Origin of the sequence: Burkholderia sp. E168m15 (genome assembly GCF_016586105.1) — a bacterium.
Taxonomy (GTDB): domain Bacteria; phylum Pseudomonadota; class Gammaproteobacteria; order Burkholderiales; family Burkholderiaceae; genus Burkholderia; species Burkholderia orbicola.
In genome coordinates this window covers 13,835-30,108 of record NZ_BCPO01000123.1, presented here as the reverse complement: position 1 = coordinate 30,108, position 16,274 = coordinate 13,835, and the positions used below count along the sequence as shown (strand labels likewise).

14 protein-coding genes and 1 pseudogene are annotated in these 16,274 nt (G+C 68.2%); 10 read left to right on the top strand and 5 right to left on the bottom strand.

Annotated features, from left to right (window positions below):
- The 4 genes and pseudogenes from JMF86_RS19725 to JMF86_RS19710 form a co-directional block, all read left to right on the top strand.
- A pseudogene (locus JMF86_RS19725) lies at nucleotides 1-1,701 on the top strand (alpha-2-macroglobulin); the annotation flags it as partial.
- A 10-nt stretch (nucleotides 1,702-1,711) separates the two neighbouring features.
- Nucleotides 1,712-3,955 carry a penicillin-binding protein 1C gene (pbpC, locus tag JMF86_RS19720; protein WP_011547559.1) on the top strand — a complete coding sequence of 748 codons (2,244 nt, stop codon included), beginning with the start codon at nucleotides 1,712-1,714 and terminating at the stop codon, nucleotides 3,953-3,955.
- Nucleotides 3,956-4,158: 203 nt separating this feature from the next.
- The gene (locus JMF86_RS19715) at nucleotides 4,159-4,515 is read left to right on the top strand and encodes a hypothetical protein (RefSeq protein WP_236593022.1); all 357 of its coding nucleotides are present in this window, start codon (nucleotides 4,159-4,161) and stop codon (nucleotides 4,513-4,515) included.
- Between the two features lie 63 nt (nucleotides 4,516-4,578).
- The gene (locus JMF86_RS19710; protein ID WP_011547557.1) at nucleotides 4,579-5,268 is read left to right on the top strand and encodes a hypothetical protein; all 690 of its coding nucleotides are present in this window, start codon (nucleotides 4,579-4,581) and stop codon (nucleotides 5,266-5,268) included.
- Nucleotides 5,269-5,297: 29 nt separating this feature from the next.
- Here JMF86_RS19710 and JMF86_RS19705 read toward each other — a convergent pair whose 3' ends face one another.
- Together JMF86_RS19705 and JMF86_RS19700 are read right to left on the bottom strand one after the other, a co-directional pair.
- Complete coding sequence (locus JMF86_RS19705; RefSeq protein WP_011547556.1) at nucleotides 5,298-5,819, bottom strand: GNAT family N-acetyltransferase; 522 nt, start codon at nucleotides 5,817-5,819, stop codon at nucleotides 5,298-5,300.
- Between the two features lie 19 nt (nucleotides 5,820-5,838).
- Nucleotides 5,839-7,086, bottom strand: a complete 1,248-nt coding sequence (locus JMF86_RS19700) for a multidrug effflux MFS transporter (protein ID WP_006478871.1) — start codon at nucleotides 7,084-7,086, stop codon at nucleotides 5,839-5,841.
- A gap of 297 nt (nucleotides 7,087-7,383) precedes the next feature.
- On the opposite strand from JMF86_RS19700, the gene JMF86_RS19695 reads away from it, so the two are divergent.
- On the top strand, nucleotides 7,384-7,926 hold the full coding sequence (locus JMF86_RS19695) for a hypothetical protein (RefSeq protein ID WP_011547555.1): 543 nt from the start codon (nucleotides 7,384-7,386) through the stop codon (nucleotides 7,924-7,926).
- A 101-nt stretch (nucleotides 7,927-8,027) separates the two neighbouring features.
- Here JMF86_RS19695 and JMF86_RS19690 read toward each other — a convergent pair whose 3' ends face one another.
- Nucleotides 8,028-8,924, bottom strand: coding sequence for a glutamate/aspartate ABC transporter substrate-binding protein (locus JMF86_RS19690; protein WP_011547554.1), 897 nt, complete (start codon nucleotides 8,922-8,924; stop codon nucleotides 8,028-8,030).
- A 2-nt stretch (nucleotides 8,925-8,926) separates the two neighbouring features.
- Here JMF86_RS19690 and JMF86_RS19685 point away from each other — a divergent pair, with 2 nt between their 5' ends.
- The 4 genes from JMF86_RS19685 (at nucleotide 8,927) to mgtA (ending at nucleotide 14,485) form a co-directional block, all read left to right on the top strand.
- Nucleotides 8,927-9,349, top strand: a complete 423-nt coding sequence (locus JMF86_RS19685; RefSeq protein WP_166488160.1) for a hypothetical protein — start codon at nucleotides 8,927-8,929, stop codon at nucleotides 9,347-9,349.
- Entirely contained in the window at nucleotides 9,346-11,004 is a 1,659-nt protein-coding gene (locus tag JMF86_RS19680; RefSeq protein ID WP_011547553.1) for a S8 family peptidase, read from the top strand. Before JMF86_RS19685 ends, JMF86_RS19680 begins: the two co-directional genes overlap by 4 nt.
- A 509-nt stretch (nucleotides 11,005-11,513) precedes the next feature.
- Nucleotides 11,514-11,672, top strand: coding sequence for a hypothetical protein (locus JMF86_RS19675; protein ID WP_171984318.1), 159 nt, complete (start codon nucleotides 11,514-11,516; stop codon nucleotides 11,670-11,672).
- 47 nt (nucleotides 11,673-11,719) lie between these two features.
- Complete coding sequence (gene mgtA / locus JMF86_RS19670) at nucleotides 11,720-14,485, top strand: magnesium-translocating P-type ATPase (protein ID WP_011547551.1); 2,766 nt, start codon at nucleotides 11,720-11,722, stop codon at nucleotides 14,483-14,485.
- A 114-nt stretch (nucleotides 14,486-14,599) separates the two neighbouring features.
- On the opposite strand, the gene JMF86_RS19665 is transcribed toward mgtA, so the two are convergent.
- Entirely contained in the window at nucleotides 14,600-14,884 is a 285-nt protein-coding gene (locus JMF86_RS19665; RefSeq protein ID WP_012339855.1) for a hypothetical protein, read from the bottom strand.
- 71 nt (nucleotides 14,885-14,955) lie between these two features.
- Nucleotides 14,956-15,831, bottom strand: a complete 876-nt coding sequence (locus tag JMF86_RS19660; protein WP_011547549.1) for a LysR family transcriptional regulator — start codon at nucleotides 15,829-15,831, stop codon at nucleotides 14,956-14,958.
- 51 nt (nucleotides 15,832-15,882) lie between these two features.
- Between JMF86_RS19660 and JMF86_RS19655 the strand changes: the two genes are divergently transcribed.
- Nucleotides 15,883-16,161, top strand: a complete 279-nt coding sequence (locus JMF86_RS19655; RefSeq protein WP_034174745.1) for a hypothetical protein — start codon at nucleotides 15,883-15,885, stop codon at nucleotides 16,159-16,161.
- The last annotated feature ends 113 nt before the right edge of the window (nucleotides 16,162-16,274 follow it).

Here is a 16,274-nt window from a genome sequence, read left to right as displayed (position 1 = left end):
CGTCGCGCAGAAGGTGTGCCCGCGCTGCCAGTCACGGTGCAGCAGGCGACGCTCGCGCAGGTCGACGGCACGCTGACGGTGCCCGTGGCGGCCCCGACCGGCGCCGCGAACAATGCGCAAGGTCTGCCGCGCGGCGGCATCGCGGTATCGCTGCAGTCGAAGCTTGCCGACGGGCTGCCCGGCGTGAAGCGCTGGTTCGAGCGCTATCCGTACCGCTGCCTCGAACAGCAGGCCTCGCGTGCGATCGGCCTGCGCGACCCCGCGCAATGGCAGGCGCTGATCGCACGGATGCCCGTCTATCTCGACAGCGACGGCCTGGCGAGCTACTTCCCGCCGTCGTCCGACGATTCGCACCACGGCAGCCCGACGCTGTCGTCGTATCTCCTCGTGGTGTCCGACGAAGCCAGCCGTCTCGATCCGCGCTTCGCGCTGCCGGAAGACCTGCGCACGCAGCTCGAAGCCGGGCTCGCGCGCTTCGTCGACGGCCGCCTCGAGCGCAACGCGTGGGCGCCGCGCCAGGATCGCGACCTGCGCAAGCTCGCGGCGATCGAGGCGCTGTCGCGCTACGGCGCCGCGCAGGGCCGCATGCTCGGTTCGATCGAGATCGCGCCGAACCAGTGGCCGACGTCGGCGGTGATCGACTATCACGCGATCCTGACGCGCGTGAAGGACATCCCGCAACGCGACGAAAAACGCGCGCAGGTCGAACAGATCCTGCGGGCACGCCTGACGTACCAGGGCACGCAGCTCGTGTTCTCGACCGCGCGCGACGACGACCTGTGGTGGCTGATGACCAGCAACGAGACCAACGCCGCACGCCTCGCGCTGGAATTCGCGGGCGACCCCGCATGGAAGGATGAAATGCCGCGCGTGACGGCCGGCCTGCTCGCGCTGCAACGCCAGGGCGCCTGGCAGACGACGACGTCGAACGCGCTCGGCCTGCTCGCGGTCGAGCGCTTCTCGCGGACCTACGAGAGCACGCCGGTCGCCGGCGCGACGAAGGTTGCGCTCGGCGGCAACGAGCGCTCGATCTCGTGGTCGCAGACGGCATCGGCCGCGCCCGCCGAGTCGCCCGCATCGGCAGCGCCGTCGGCGTCGGCCACGCCCGCGACCCGCGCGGCCACCGCGCGCAGCGTGCTGATGCCGTGGCCGCGTGCGTCGCAGGGGCCGGCCACGCTGTCGGTCACGCAGGACGGCACCGGCCGCCCGTGGGCGACCGTCGAAAGCCTCGCGGCCGTGCCGCTGCGTGCGCCGTTTGCTGCCGGCTACCGGATCACGAAGACCGTCACGCCCGTGTCGCCGGCCGTCAACGGCGTGCTGACGCGCGGCGACGTCGTGCGCGTGCATCTCGACATCGATGCGCAGAGCGACATGACGTGGGTCGCCGTCAACGATCCGATCCCGGCCGGTGCGACGATCCTCGGGTCGGGCCTCGGCCGCGATTCCGAAGCCGCGACGCAGGGCGAGAAAACGCCGGACGGCGCGTGGCCGGCGTTCATCGAGCGCGACTTCGACGGCTATCGCGCGTACTACGACTATTTGCCGAAGGGCAAATTCTCGGTGGAGTACACGGTACGGCTGAACAACGTCGGCACGTTCGGCCTGCCGCCGACGCGCGTCGAGGCACTGTATGCGCCGTCCGTGTACGGCCTGTGGCCGAACCCGCCGATGACCGTGAAGCCGGCCGACTCGGGCAAGTAACGAGCACGTGATGATCGATCTGGCTTTGCCGCGGCCGGCGCGTTTCGCCGGCCGCGTATTCGCCGCCGTCGTGCTGGCCGCGCCGCTCGTCGCGCATGCGCTGCCCGGCTACGACGACGTGCGCCGCAACTGGCGCAGCTCCGACTGGGTGCTGCTCGCGCGCGACGGCACGCCGCTGCAGCGCACGCGTGTCGACCTCGCCGAACGGCGCGGCGCCTGGGTGTCGCTCGCGGACGTATCGCCCGCGTTCCGCGAAGCGATCGTCGTGTCCGAGGACAAGCGCTTCTACGAACACAGCGGCGTCGACTGGCGCGGCATCGCCGGCGCCGCGTGGGGCAACCTGTGGAACGAGCGCACGCGCGGCGCGTCGACCGTCACGATGCAGCTCGCGGGCCTGCTCGGCGATTCGCCGCGCCGCTCGGGCCAGCGCTCGCTGCCGCAGAAGGCCACGCAGGCCGTGAACGCGCTGTGGCTCGAACGCAGCTGGCGCAAGGATCAGATCCTCGAGGCCTATCTGAACCTGGTGCCGTTTCGCGGCGAGACGATCGGGCTCGGCGCGCTGTCGCAGGTGCTGTTCGGCAAGGCGCCGTCGGGCCTCGACGCGCGCGAGGCCGCGATCGCCGCCGCCCTCGTGCGGGCACCCAACGCGGCCCCGGCGAAGATCGCCGAGCGCGCATGCCGAATCCTGCGCGACATGCAGGCCGGGCAGGCGTGCGCGTCGCTCGACGGCTACGTGCAGCTCGTCGTCGCGCGCCCAGCCAATACCGTACGCGACGACGGCGCCGCACTCGCCCCGCACTTCGCGCGGCGCATCGCGGCCGAGGTCAAGCCGGCGGCCGGCGCGCAGGTCCGCACGACGCTCGATGCGCCGCTGCAGCGCTTCGCACGCGACACGCTGATGCGCGCGCTGACCGAACTGAACGCGCCCGCGCACCGGCGCAACGTGCAGGACGGCGCGGTCGTCGTGATCGACAACGCGACCGGCGAGATCCGCGCATGGGTCGGCTCGTCGGGGGCGCTGTCGAGCGCGCGCGACGTCGATGCCGTGCTCGCGCCGCGCCAGGCCGGCTCGACGCTCAAGCCGTTCCTCTATGCGCAGGCGCTCGACGAGAAGCGGCTGACCGCCGCGTCGCTGCTCGACGATGCGCCGATCAACCTCGCCGCCGGCGGCGGCCTGTACATTCCGCAGAACTACGACAAGGATTTCAAGGGCTGGGTGAGCGTGCGCAGCGCGCTCGGCGGCTCGCTGAACGTGCCGGCCGTGCGCACGCTGGTGCTCGTCACGCCGCACCGTTTTGCGCGCACGCTGACCGCGCTCGGCCTGCCGCTCGCGCAGGAAGGCGATTACTACGGTTTCAGCCTTGCGCTCGGCAGTGCGGACGTCACACTGCTGTCGCTGACCAACGCCTACCGCGCGCTCGCGAACGGCGGCGTCGCACGCAAGGTCGTCGACCTGCCGGCCGCGGCACCGGCGCCCGCATCCGGCGCAGCGGCGCCCGCGCGGCCGGACGCGGGCACGCGCGTGTTCAGCGAAGCGGCCAGCTTCGTCGTCACCGACATCCTGTCCGACAACAATGCGCGTGTCCGTACGTTCGGCTTCGACAACCCGCTCGCGACGCGCTTCTTCTCCGCGGTCAAGACCGGCACGAGCAAGGACATGCGCGACAACTGGACGGTGGGCTTCACGTCGCGCTATACGGTCGGCGTGTGGGTCGGCAATGCGGACGGCTCGCCGATGTGGGACGTGTCGGGCGTCACGGGCGCGTCGCCCGTGTGGTCGGCCGTCGTCGGCTACCTGCATCGCGACCTGCCGAGCCGTGCGCCGCGCGCGCCGGCCGGCGTCGAGACGCGCCGGATCGCGTTCGAGCGCGATATCGAGCCGGCTCGCAACGAGTGGTTCATCGCGGGCACGGCGGTCGACACGATCCGGCTCGCGGCGCCCGTCACGCCGGGCAAGGACGGCGCGCGCGCGCCGCTGACGATCGGCGCGCCGACCGACGGCACGATCTTTGCGATCGACCCGGACATTCCGCCGAAGAACCAGCGGATCTGGTTCGAGCGCTCGGCCGGACGCGCGACGAAGTTCGCGTGGCGGCTCGACGACAAGGTGATCGGCCATGCCGATCGCGTCGCGTGGCTGCCGTGGCCGGGCCGGCACCGGCTCGAACTCGTCGACGCGCGCGGCAACGTCGCGGATGCGATCGGCTTCGAGGTGCGCGGCGCGTTCGCGAAGCCGGCCGCGCGCAAGCGCTGAGCGGGCGAGCCGGCCCGACTGGCCGGGCATATTTGCTTTCGGCGGCTGGGCGGAAAAGTCGAGTGCAGTCGCCCGATCCTTCAACCGGACCGGCCAAGCCGCAAATCGTTGTGGACGGGGTGAATTAGTTCGACAATACCGGGCACGCGCTGCATTCGGGCGCCGACGACGAACCGACGCAGGCCGATTCCCGACCGACAGCGATGACACCCGAAACCGAGCGGAAACTACTCCGGCATGGCGTACAGATCATCCCGCTCTTCTTGGGTCTGTATGCCGCCGACAGCCTGTGGGACGCGTATCGAAACGGCGGCATCCTGGAATGCCACCAGGCTCGCATGCACCCCATGACCTGCCGATGGATCACGCCGGACATGGGCGAGCACTTCCAGCGGCTGCTCGCCAGCCATTGGCACGTGCTCGGGCTCAGCATCCTGCTGAGCCTGTTGCTCGCTTACGTCATGGCGCCGGCCCGCCCCCGCACCCATAACGCGTCTACCCGGCGGTACCCCGCCTACGACACACCGAACGGGCGAGCAGCACCGCGGTTCACGACATAGAATGACAGCAGCGCTGCATCCCCGACGCGCCCGGCTGCCTCATTCTCTCGATTGCCCGCGACCATGAACATTCGCCTTACGCGCTTCACCCGCCCCGCGCTGGGCGTCTTGTGCGTTGCAACGCTCGCCGCCCTCCAGGCCTGCAACGGCGATGCCTGTTTCGGCGTCGACGTGTGCTTCAACGACAACACGCAAACCGTCTCGCTATCGGGCACGGCCGCGACGGGCGACGCGCTCGCGAGCGCGCAGGTGGTGGTCAATTGCGCGGTTGGCTCGGCAACGACGCTGACGGACGGTGGCGGCAACTACCGTGTCACGCTCAACGCGGCGCTGCCGTGCGTCATCACCGTGGCGTCGGGCGGCGCGAGCCTGCATTCGCTCGCCTATGCGGGCGGCACCTTCAACACGACGCCCGAGACCGAGCTGATGCTCGTCTATCTCGCGGCGCAACTCGGGACGAACACGGCCGGGCTGATCGGCAATTTCCAGGGCAGCCTGCGCCATCAGCGGGCCATGAACAGCCCGGACACCGTGCAGGCCGCGCAATCGGCCGTGGTCACGAACCTGCAGCAGCGCTATGCGGTCACGCTCGCCGCGCCGGCATTCCTGACCACCTCGTTCGTGGTCGGGCAACCGGGCGTCGACGGCGATCTCGTTGCGCTGGCCAAGGCTGGGGCGATCGATTCGAACGGACTGCCGGACCCGGTTGCCGTGTCGCTGTTGCAGCAGGCAGGCGCCGCGCATCCGCTGTAAGCGCCGCGAGACGGGACGGGAAACGACCGTCAGGCGCCGCCTTCGCGCGCGTCGTCGGCCAGCAGCGCCCAGCGCTCGTGGTCGCGCCATTCGCCGCCGATGCGCAGATAGCGCGGCGAGAATCCCTCTTGCCTGAAACCGAGCCGCCGAACCAGCGCGATCGACGCATGATTGCCGGGTTGGATATTCGCTTCGAGCCGGTGCAGCCCGAGTTCGCCGAACGCGACGTCGATCGCCGCCCGCAACGCGTCCGTCATCAGCCCCTTGCGGCTGAACTCCGCCATTCCGTAGTACGCAAGATAAGCGCTCTGAAACACCCCGCCGACGATCTCGTTGAGATTCACCACGCCGACCACCGCGCCCGATGCCCGCTCGCGCGCGATGAATCCCACGTTCGGGCCCGTCAGGCAGCGGGCGAACCATTGATCGAAGCCGGCCTGGTCGATGAACGAATCGACCCACGGCAGATGATGGCTCCGGCTCGCGCGGTTGGCGTCGATCAGGTCGGCGGCGTCGGAGCGGGCGACGCGCTTCAGCAGAATCCGGTTCATGAGTCGGTCGGCAGGCGGCTTACGCCGCCTCCCCGCTCCCGCACACCACCGGCGCCGCCTGCTGCCGCGACAGATACCGCAGCAGCTTCGTCACCATCCACACGACGATGAACGACAACGCGACGAAGAACACCGCCAGCGGCGTCAGCACGTGAATCGACACGAAGCCGGCGAGGCCCATCATGGCGGACGACACGAGCAGCAGCGCACAGCCGAGGATCGCGCTCGTCAGGCCGGCGATATGCGGAAACAGCGAATTGCCCTTGGCCATCAGCGTCGGGTACATCGCGCCCGCGCAGAAACCCATCACGAGCACCGGCGTCGCGAGCGTCCACACGCGCAGGCCGACGGTCAGCGCCAGCACCAGCATCGCGACCGACGCGCCCGCCATCACGCGCGCGCCGATCCGCAGCCGTTGCTCGGCGCTCGGCAGCCCGCGGCCGTGAATCCGGTTCGACAGGCCGCCGAGGAAATACATGAGGCCGATGCCGAGCGCGAGATAACCGAAGAAGGTCGGCGGCTTGTGCAGCGTGGTCTGCACCATGAACGGTCCGACGATGTTGAACACCAGCAGGATGCTGTAGCACAGCCCCTGTGCGAGAAAGCAGCTCTGGAACACCGGGCTGGCCAGCACCTTGCCCGCGTTCGCCATCAGCGTGCGCGGCTCGAGATGCACCGGCTTCGGCAAGGTTTCGCGGTAGCGCCACAGCAGCGCCCACATCGCCAGCGAGTAGACCAGCAGGAACACCAGGCACGCGCGCCAGCCGAACCATTCCTGCAGGTGCGCACCGATCACCGGCGCGATGATCGGCGCCAGCCCCCACGCGATCGACATGTACGTGAACGCGTGCATCAACGCCTGGCCGGAGAACGAATCGGTGATGATCGCCTTCGCCAGCAGGTTGGTGGTCGCGATTCCGAAGCCCTGCAGGCAGCGCGCCAGCACGAACGTCTCGAGGTTCGGTGCGCCGAGCGACAGCAGGCAGCCGATCGTGTAGATCACGAGCCCGAACGCGAGCACGCGCTTGCGGCCATATGCGTCGGCGATCGGCCCGAAGATCAGCTGGCCCAGTGCGTAGGCCGCCATGTAGCCGGACACGCTCGACTGGATCGCCTGCGGCGTGGTCGCGAACGAACGTGCCATGTCGGGCAGCGCGGGCACGTAGATGTCGATCGCGAGCTGGCCGGCGGATGCGAACAGGCAGATCAGGAACAGCAGGAAGCGCGGCGAATTCGACTCGCGCGCGGGAGTGAGCGTGGCGTTCATGACGACTGGGGAAGGAGGTCCGGCAGCAGTGCCGCACCGTCAATGTTCGGATGTCGAACATGCGTGCGGTGGTGGCGAATTCCGTATTGTGCCTGTTGTTGCACCGGGCGACAGGATGCCCCTGGCACGGGCGAGGTTGAATGCCGATGGCGGCCCGTTCCGACATGCGCCGATCGGGCCCGCCGGCGGCGGTTTTAATGCTGATTTAAGCCAACGGCCGCATCGTCTCGGATGGCTCACTCCGTGAGCCACACGTCATTGTTGATTCGATCAGTCTCGTTTGATGGAGATACGAAGATGCGATTCCGTTCGTATATGGCGGCGGGCGCGCTGATGCTGGCGCCCGTGTTCGCCCTGGCCGGGCAGGCCGGCGCGCCGGCCGTCGCCCAACCGATGTTCGTCAATGTCGACGGGCAGGCCGTGCCCGTGAAAGCCGAAACGCGCGTCGTCCAGACGGCCGTCGGCCCGATGAAGGTCAGCACGTGGAGCTGGCACAGCCCGCAAGGCGGCGCGAGCTTCGAGATGCAGACGTCGTCGGGCGGCCTGCCGCCCGCGGCAGCGTTACGGCAAATGCAGGTTGCACAGTACCGGATGCAGGCGGCGCAGGCCCAGATGGTCGCGATGCAGCAGCAGATGATGGCGCTCCAGCACATCGCGCTCGCCAACGCATTCGCGATGCCGATGCCGCAGCCCGTCGGATTCGCGATGGCGCCGTGGGCCATGCCGGAACCGGTCGTCGTGATCGTGCCGGTGCAACCTTCGGCGCGTTCGATGGCGCCCGCTCCCGCCCCGGCGGCGCCGGCACGGCCGGCCGCGCGCGGGCCTGAAATCAAGGCCTGACGCGCACGCTCGACGCACGAGCGAGCGGGGCCGCAAAGCGAAACCGCCGGCATGTGCCGGCGGTTTTTCATGGGTGGCACGATATCGCCACGACGCGGTGCTCAGTACTGCGCCTGATCCGTCGGATTCTTGAACAGCTGCTTCATCTCCGCCGACAGCGGATAGTTGAGGCTCACGCCCTTCGGTGGAATCGGCCGCATGAACCACTGGTCGTACAGCTTCTCGGCCGCACCCGAGGTCTGCATCTTCGCGATCACGCCGTCGACGACGCGCTTGAACGCCGGATCGTCCCTGCGCATCATGCACGCATAGTTTTCGTGAACGAGCGGCGTGCCCGCGACCGTGTACGCACCCGGATTGCGGTCCTTCGCGATCTCGCCGTACAGCAGCGGCTCGTCCATCACGAACGCCACCGCGCGCCCGGTCGTGACGTTCATGAACGCTTCGGCGTGATCCTTCGCGCTGATGATCGTCATGTTCATCGCCTTCTCTTCGTTGAGCTTGCGCAGCAGGCGCTCGTCCGACGTGCCGGCCGTCGTCGCGACCGTCTTGCCGGCCAGGTCCGCGAAGTCCTTCACGCCCGAATCCTTGCGCGTGCTGAAACGGATGCCGTAGAGAAAAATGCTGTTCGAGAACGCGGCCTGCCTTTGCCGTTCGAGCGTATTCGTCGTCGAGCCGCATTCGAAGTCGATCGTCCCGTTCTGCAACAGCGGAATGCGGTTCTGCGACGTGATCGGGATTTCCTTCACCGCGAGGTTCGGCAGGTTCAGCTCCGTCTTCAACTGGTCGATGACGCGCGACGCGATGTCCCGCGAGTAGCCGATGTTCTTCTGCTGGTTGTCCGAATACGAGAAAGGCACCGACGACTCGCGAATGCCCAGCGACACGACACCCGTGTCCTTGATCTTCTTCAGCGTACCGGTAAGGGCCTGCGCGTGCGCGGCGCCGGCCAGCGCACAGGCCAGCGCGACGGCGAGACAACGGAAACGGCGATCCATGCATGTCTCCTGACGAAACGTTGATCGAATCGCGATCCTACGCCCGACAATATTCGCGTCACATCAGGGCAAGCGTAAGCAACCTTCCGCCCGAGCTCGATCCTGAAAGATGTTTTCCGTGCCGCGCAAACCGGGCCGCGCCACGCGGTTCGCCCGACCGCGCCGCGCACGGCCTCGGCCGTGCCATCTGTGCCGGTCGTTCCAAACGCGCGTTCATGCTGCGACGCACCAACGGAATCGTTTGCGGCACCCCCTGTTTTTCTCGCGAAACGCACTCAAGAAGCCGCCGCGCACGCCGTTACCCAGTGCATGGCGCGTCGCAGCAACCCGCTGCAACCGTCAGACAAAAACACAAGGTCCGGCTCAGCCGGATCGGCGCCACCGCCGGCACGACGGTTATCTACGAGGATCAAGTTTCAACATGAGAGCCAAACGTTTCAATTTCGCGCTGGCGCGCCCCGCACATGCGCGCATGCTCGCCGGCATGCTGTCCGCCGCCGCCCTCCTGCCCCTCGCCGGTTGCGGCGGAGGCGGCGGCGACGGCAGCAACCCGTCTTCGTCCAACGCATCGCCCGCACCGACACCCGCTCCGACGCCGGCTCCCACGCCCGCGCCGACCACCCCGCCCGCGTCGTCCGGCGGCAATGCGTGCACGTCGCAGCAGGCCGCCGTGCAGATGGCCGCGCAGACCGCGCCGGCCGAGCCGCCGGTCGATCACCTCATCGTCAAGCTGAAAACGCTGGCGGCCACGCGCGCGATGGCGGCCATCGACAGCGGCTCGCGACTCGACGCGGTGATCCAGCGCGCGATGACGCGCTGGACGGCGCCGGTGACCGGCAGCGCACGCGCGTACGCGAGCACGGTCGCGCAAACGCCGGTGAACGTGCAGGTCGAGCGCACGATCTCGAACGGCGCGGCCGTGCTGTCGCTCGGCCAGCGCATGGACGCCACCGATGCCGCCGCGCTCGCGCAGGCGTTCGCGGCTGACAGCGATGTCGACTACGCGGAACCGGATCACCCGATGCAGATCCGCGACACGCCGAGCGACCCGCTCTACAACCAGCAGTGGTACCTGTCCGACCCGGCCGCCGGCATCGACCTGCCGCCCGCATGGAACGTGACCAAGGGGTCGCCGACCGTCGTCACGGCCGTGCTCGACACCGGCTACCGGCCACACGGCGACCTCGTCGGCAATCTGATCCAGCAAGGCTACAGCTTCATCAGCAACGTCAACACCAGCAACAACGGCCTGACGCGCGGCCCGGACGCCACCGATCCGGGCGACTGGGTCACGCAGCAGGAACTCGACAACGCCAACGGCCCGTACTATCACTGCGCCAGCCAGCCGAGCAACAGCAGCTGGCACGGCACGCGCGTGATGGGCGTGATCGGCGCGACCGCCAACAACGGCACCGGCGTCGCCGGCGTCTCGTGGCTCAGCCGGATCCTGCCGGTGCGCGTGCTCGGCAAGTGCGGCGGCGTGACGAGCGACATCGCCGACGGCATGCGCTGGGCAGCCGGCATTCCCGTCAACGGCGTGCCGAACAATCCGAACCCCGCGAAGATCATCAACCTGAGCCTCGGCGGGGTCGGCGCATGCAGCACGACGTTCCAGCAGGCGATCGACGACGTGACCGCGAAAGGCGTGACCGTGGTCGTCGCGGCCGGCAACGACGGCCTGTCGACCGGGCTCGACCAGCCCGCGAACTGCCGCGGCGTGATCACCGTCGGCGCGACCGACGCGACGGGCCGCCGCGCATCGTTCAGCAATTTCGGCGCCGATGTCGCGCTGAGCGCACCGGGCGTCAACGTCCTGTCGACGTCGAACACCGGCACGACGACGCCGGGCTCGGACACCTATGGCCCCGCGAACGGCACCAGCCTCGCAGCGCCGCAGGTGACGGGCGTCGCCGCGCTGATGCTGTCGGTGAACGGCAACCTCACACCCGCGCAGATCCTGCAGAAGCTGCAAGGCGGCACGCGCGCGGCGAAGCTGGCCGCCGGCACGTCGTGCACCGCGCTGCCGGCAGGCTCGGGCATCCTCGATGCGGGGGCCGCCGTCGCGACCGCGAACCAGTAACCGGCACCTCGTTCGACGCGGCCGCGCGCCTGCCGACATCGCAGGCGCGCGGCTGTTTCATGACGGGCTATCGAGTGCGACTGCACACGCGCGCCGACTCGATCACGCATCTCGAAATAACGCCTGACAAAAGGGTTGACGCTTCGCACAGCGAGCCATTACCATCGCCCCCGTCTAGTTACATGGAGTGTTCTGTGAACACCGATGCGAGTTGTAGTTGGTGCCTGGCCAACTTGACTGCTGCCTGAGGAAAACGCGCAGAGCCTCGTCTTCTGCCGCATCCCGGGAAGCAGGATGCGGCGCCCTTCCGGCCTGACCACGGGCCAGATCTCCCGCCGAATTTTCGATGTTGTCGAATGCACGCGACGCGCCGTCGCGCGTGTGCGTTCGTGTTGCGCGCGGCGCCAGCCGCGTGCGCTCTCCGTTCGCGTGCCGTCCGGCCGCGCGCCTCGTTGCGCGCGCCGTTGCCGATCGCCCGCGCCGATTCTCCGCAACCGACAGGAGTGCAGATGAACTCAGACGACAGTAGTCGATTACCGCTCGCCGGTGCGACGCTGCGCATCGACACGCCGTGCGCATCCTGCGCGCCGGCGAGCGTTCCCGCCTTTACCGATCCACAGCCGATCGCGCCTGACGCGACGCGGCGGGGAGCGTTCGTGCGTCGATGACGTCACGGCCGCTCCCCGCCCGCCGCCTCGTGCGCAAGGAGCGACTCATGACGACACGACACAACACCTCGCACAAGAAACAGCGCGGCTTCATCAAGGCCGGCGCCGGCCAGCAGAACGACCCGCGCATCATGCGCGCCGCACAGGAAGCGGCCCGCCCGCTCGAAGACACGCTGAAGTCGCTGCACACCAGCACGCGCGGCCTCACCTACGACCAGGCCGCCGGCCGCCTGCAGCACGACGGCCCGAACGAAATCGCGCACGACAAGCCGCCGCACTGGACCCGCCAGTTGCTGCTGTCGTTCCACAACCCGTTCGTCTACGTGCTGCTGGTGCTGGCCGCCATCAGCTTCTTCACCGACGTCTACTTCGCGGCGCCCGACGATCGCGACTACGTCGGCATGACGATCCTGCTGACGATGGTCACGATCAGCGCGCTGCTGCGCTTCGTGCAGGAATTCCGGTCGCTGCGCGCGGCCGAGAAGCTCAAGGCGATGGTCCGCACGACCGCGACCGTGCAGCGCGCCATGACCGACACGTCGGAACCGACGCGCCGCGAGGTGCCGATGCGCGAAGTCGTGACCGGCGACATCGTGCATCTTTCCGCCGGCGACATGATCCCCGCCGACGTGCGGCTGCTCGCGTCGCGCGACCTGTTCATCAGCCAGGCCGTGCTGACCGGCGAGGCGCTGCCCGTCGAGAAGTACGACACGCTCGGCGCGGTGGCCGGCAAATCCGCGGGCACGCACGCGGCCGGCGCGGCCAACGGCGCACCGGCATCGCTGCTCGATCTCGAGAACGTCTGCTTCATGGGCACCAACGTCGTCAGCGGCACGGCGACGGCCGTCGTCGTCGCGACCGGCGAAGACACGTACTTCGGCTCGCTCGCGCGCAACGTCGTGAGCCACAAGCGTATCGAGACGAGCTTCGACCGCGGTGTCGCGAGCGTCAGCTGGCTGCTGATCAAGTTCATGTTCGTGATGGTGCCGATCGTATTCATGATCAACGGGCTGACCAAGGGCGACTGGCTGAGCGCACTCACGTTCGCGCTCGCGGTGGCCGTGGGCCTCACGCCCGAGATGCTGCCGATGATCGTCAGCGCGAACCTCGCGCGCGGCGCGGTCGCGATGGCGCGCCGCAAGGTCGTCGTCAAGCGGCTGAACTCGGTGCAGAACTTCGGCGCGATGGACGTGCTGTGTACCGACAAGACCGGCACGCTCACGCAAGACAAGATCATCCTCGAACACCACCTCGACCTGTCCGGCCACAAAAACGAGGACATCCTGCGGCTCGGCTGGCTGAACAGCTTCCACCAGAGCGGCCAGAAGAACCTGATCGACATCGCGGTCGTCGCGCGCGCCGACGAGATCGGCGAACGCGTGAAGCCGCAGGGCTACAAGAAAATCGACGAACTGCCGTTCGATTTCGTGCGGCGCCGCCTGTCGGTCGTCGTCGAGGATACGCGCGGCACGCACCTGCTGATCTGCAAGGGCGCGGTCGAGGAAATGCTGGCCGTCTCCACGCACGTGCAGGATGAGGACGGCGTGCGTCCGCTCGACTTCGTGGCCCGCAAGCGGCTGCTCGAACAGGCCACCGCGTACAACGAGGACGGCTTCCGCGTGCTCGTGCTCGCGACGCGCACGATCCCGCGCGGCGACGAACGCGCGCAATACCGCACCGCCGACGAACACGATCTCGTCGTGCGCGGCTTCCTGACCTTCCTCGATCCGCCGAAGGAATCGGCCGCGCCGGCGCTCGCCGCGCTGCGCGAGAACGGCGTCGCGGTGAAGGTGCTGACGGGCGACAACCCGACCGTCACGATGAAGGTGTGCCGCCAGGTCGGCCTCGAACCCGGCAAACCGATGCTCGGTACGGAAATCGAAGTGCTCGACGATGCGACGCTCGCGCAGGTGGTCGAACGCACGACCGTGTTCGCGAAGCTCACGCCGCTGCAGAAGGCGCGCATCGTCAAGGCGCTGCAGGCGAACGGCCACACGGTCGGCTTCCTCGGCGACGGCATCAACGATGCGCCCGCGCTGCGCGACGCGGACGTCGGCATCTCGGTCGACAGCGGCGCCGACATCGCGAAGGAAACCGCCGACATCATCCTGCTCGAAAAGAGCCTGATGGTGCTGGAGGAAGGCGTGATCAAGGGCCGCGAGACGTTCGGCAACATCCTGAAGTACCTGAACATGACGGCCAGCTCCAACTTCGGCAACGTGTTCTCGGTGCTCGTCGCCAGCGCGTTCCTGCCGTGGGAGCCGATGCTCGCGACGCAGCTGCTCGTGCTGAACCTGATCTACGACACGTCGCAGATGCTGCTGCCGTGGGACAAGATGGATCCCGAGTTCCTGAAGAAGCCGCGCAAGTGGGAAGCCGGCAACATCAGCCGCTTCATGCTGTGGGTCGGGCCGACGTCGTCGGTGTTCGACATCACGACGTACATCCTGATGTGGACCGTGTTCGGTGCGGGCGCGCTGTATCACCTGAACGGCGGCGCGAGCGGCCAGATCGTGATGAACTCGGGCTGGTTCATCGAGAGCCTCGTGTCGCAGACGCTCGTCGTGCATCTGCTGCGCACGCAGAAGATCCCGTTCCTGCAGAGCACGGCGTCGCTGCCGGTGCTACTGTCGACCTTCACCGCGATCGCGATCGGCTGCTGGCTGCCGTTCTCGCCGTTCGCGGAGGCGATCGGCTTCATGCACCTGCCCGGCACCTACTGGCTGTGGCTCGCCGCGACGATGGTCGGCTACATCGTGCTCGCGCAGATCGTCAAGACGATCTACGTGCGCCGCTACAAGCAGTGGTTCTGATGGCGCGCGGATGACGATGCGCCGGCCCGTGCTCGCGAACGCCGAGCGGGCCGGCGCGGCGTGCGCATCGAGCCACGCCCATGCAACGGGCCGCATCAGCGGCCCGTTTTTCATTCATTGAGCGTCGTTCGCGCCGAACAACTGCGCGCACACCGTGCGCCCTTCGTCGGTCAGCGCGGCGCTGCCGGTACCGTCCTCGTTCAGCGTCGTTACGCTCAGGCCGGCGGCGTCGAGTTGCGTCAGCACGCGGCGCAGCGTGCTCATCGGCAGTTGCGCGCGCTTCGCGATCTTCGGCAGCGACCACGTCTTGCCGGCCGGATCGCTGGCGGCTTCGTTCAGCGTCGCGAGCGTGGCGACGAGTGCGGGATCGAGCGGGGATTCGTCGGTGTCGGAAGTCATCGGTTCGGGTTCGTCGGCCGGCGTCGCACCGGCATGCAGGGAGAAAACGCTCGCGGACACTATACCCCGCGTCACGCGCCCTTGAGCGCGCTGCGCATGAACGACACGAAACGCGCGGTGACGGGATCGTCGCGATCGGACAGCCACGCGAGCCCCACGCGCCACTTCGCGTCACGGCCGTCGAGCGGCAGCACCGTCGCATCGCGCAACAGGTACCGCGCGCTCGACGGGATGAACGCGACGCCGACGCCGGCCGCGACCGAGGTCAGCACCGACTGCACGTCTTCCGCCTGCTGCATCACGTGCGGCACGAAGCGGCGCTCGACGCACCATCGGTCGATCTGCGCAGCCAGCCCCGGGCCGCGCGCACGCTGCAACGCGATGAAGCCGATCTCGTTGAGCACGTCGAGGTTGGCCGGCACGCGCTTGAAGCCCAGGTGCGGCGGTACGGCAAGCCCGAGCGCTTCGTCGATCACCTTGAACGACGACAAGCCGTCGTCCGACGGCAGACGCAGGAAACCGGCGTCGAGCTTGCCGGCACGCAGCCGGCGCGTCTGTTCGGACGACGACAGGTCGCTCAGCGTCACCGCGATACCCGGATTGCAACGGCGGAATTCGGCGATCAGCTTCGGCACGAGCGTCAGCACGGACAGGCAGATGCCGAGCCGCAAATGCCCGCGCTGGCCACTGGTCGCTTCCCGTGCACGCGCCAGGATTTCGTCGGCATCGCGCACGAGCGCCTGCGCGTCGGGCAGGAAGCGTTCGCCGAACGGCGTCAGCTCCGCGCCATGCCGGCCGCGCTCGAACAGCTTGCCGCCGAGGCTTGCTTCCAGCGCGCCGATCTGCTTGCTGAGCGCAGGCTGGCTCATGTGCAGCGCATCGGCCGCGCGGCTGAAATGGCACAGCTCGGTGACCGTCAGGAACGTGCGCAGCAGTTTCAGTTCCATTCTTTAACGGAATCGTAACGATTGAAATATTCATTTTACCGATCGAACGCAATGGCGTTCAATACGGACATGCCCTTCCCGGAATTCACCTTCATGTCCCTCGATCCAGCGGCCGACTGCGTGGCCGAATCACCATGCGATGTCGCGGGTGCAAACGCATGCGCCGGTGCCGCCGATACCCGCGCGCCGAAACGTCGTGTCGAACGCACGGACGGGCGCAGCCGCCGCTTTCGCTTCGGCGATGCGCTGGAAGACGCGCCGCCACGCGCGATGACGGGTTCGATCGCAATCAGTTTCGCGGTCGTGTCGCGGCGGAACTGGCCGCGCTGAACTGCGCACCCGCCCGCCTTTCTCCCCACCCGCACCGCTGCCCGGCAGCGCGAAAACGACCGGAATCCTCCCGTATCACGCATCATTGCGCGTCATCCCATCGTCATCGCCGC

Excerpts from the sequence above, each read along its gene's own strand:
- JMF86_RS19685 (WP_166488160.1), top strand. The coding sequence starts at position 8,927 with ATGTCTCCTGACGAAACGTTGATCGAATCGCGATCCTACGCCCGACAA.
- JMF86_RS19700 (WP_006478871.1), bottom strand. The coding sequence starts at position 7,086 with ATGAACGCCACGCTCACTCCCGCGCGCGAGTCGAATTCGCCGCGCTTC.
- JMF86_RS19675 (WP_171984318.1), top strand. The coding sequence starts at position 11,514 with ATGAACTCAGACGACAGTAGTCGATTACCGCTCGCCGGTGCGACGCTG.
- JMF86_RS19655 (WP_034174745.1), top strand. The coding sequence starts at position 15,883 with ATGGCGTTCAATACGGACATGCCCTTCCCGGAATTCACCTTCATGTCC.
- JMF86_RS19710 (WP_011547557.1), top strand. The coding sequence starts at position 4,579 with ATGAACATTCGCCTTACGCGCTTCACCCGCCCCGCGCTGGGCGTCTTG.
- JMF86_RS19695 (WP_011547555.1), top strand. The coding sequence starts at position 7,384 with ATGCGATTCCGTTCGTATATGGCGGCGGGCGCGCTGATGCTGGCGCCC.
- JMF86_RS19690 (WP_011547554.1), bottom strand. The coding sequence starts at position 8,924 with ATGGATCGCCGTTTCCGTTGTCTCGCCGTCGCGCTGGCCTGTGCGCTG.
- JMF86_RS19680 (WP_011547553.1), top strand. The coding sequence starts at position 9,346 with ATGAGAGCCAAACGTTTCAATTTCGCGCTGGCGCGCCCCGCACATGCG.
- JMF86_RS19665 (WP_012339855.1), bottom strand. The coding sequence starts at position 14,884 with ATGACTTCCGACACCGACGAATCCCCGCTCGATCCCGCACTCGTCGCC.
- JMF86_RS19660 (WP_011547549.1), bottom strand. The coding sequence starts at position 15,831 with ATGGAACTGAAACTGCTGCGCACGTTCCTGACGGTCACCGAGCTGTGC.
- JMF86_RS19715 (WP_236593022.1), top strand. The coding sequence starts at position 4,159 with ATGACACCCGAAACCGAGCGGAAACTACTCCGGCATGGCGTACAGATC.
- pbpC (WP_011547559.1), top strand. The coding sequence starts at position 1,712 with ATGATCGATCTGGCTTTGCCGCGGCCGGCGCGTTTCGCCGGCCGCGTA.
- mgtA (WP_011547551.1), top strand. The coding sequence starts at position 11,720 with ATGACGACACGACACAACACCTCGCACAAGAAACAGCGCGGCTTCATC.
- JMF86_RS19705 (WP_011547556.1), bottom strand. The coding sequence starts at position 5,819 with ATGAACCGGATTCTGCTGAAGCGCGTCGCCCGCTCCGACGCCGCCGAC.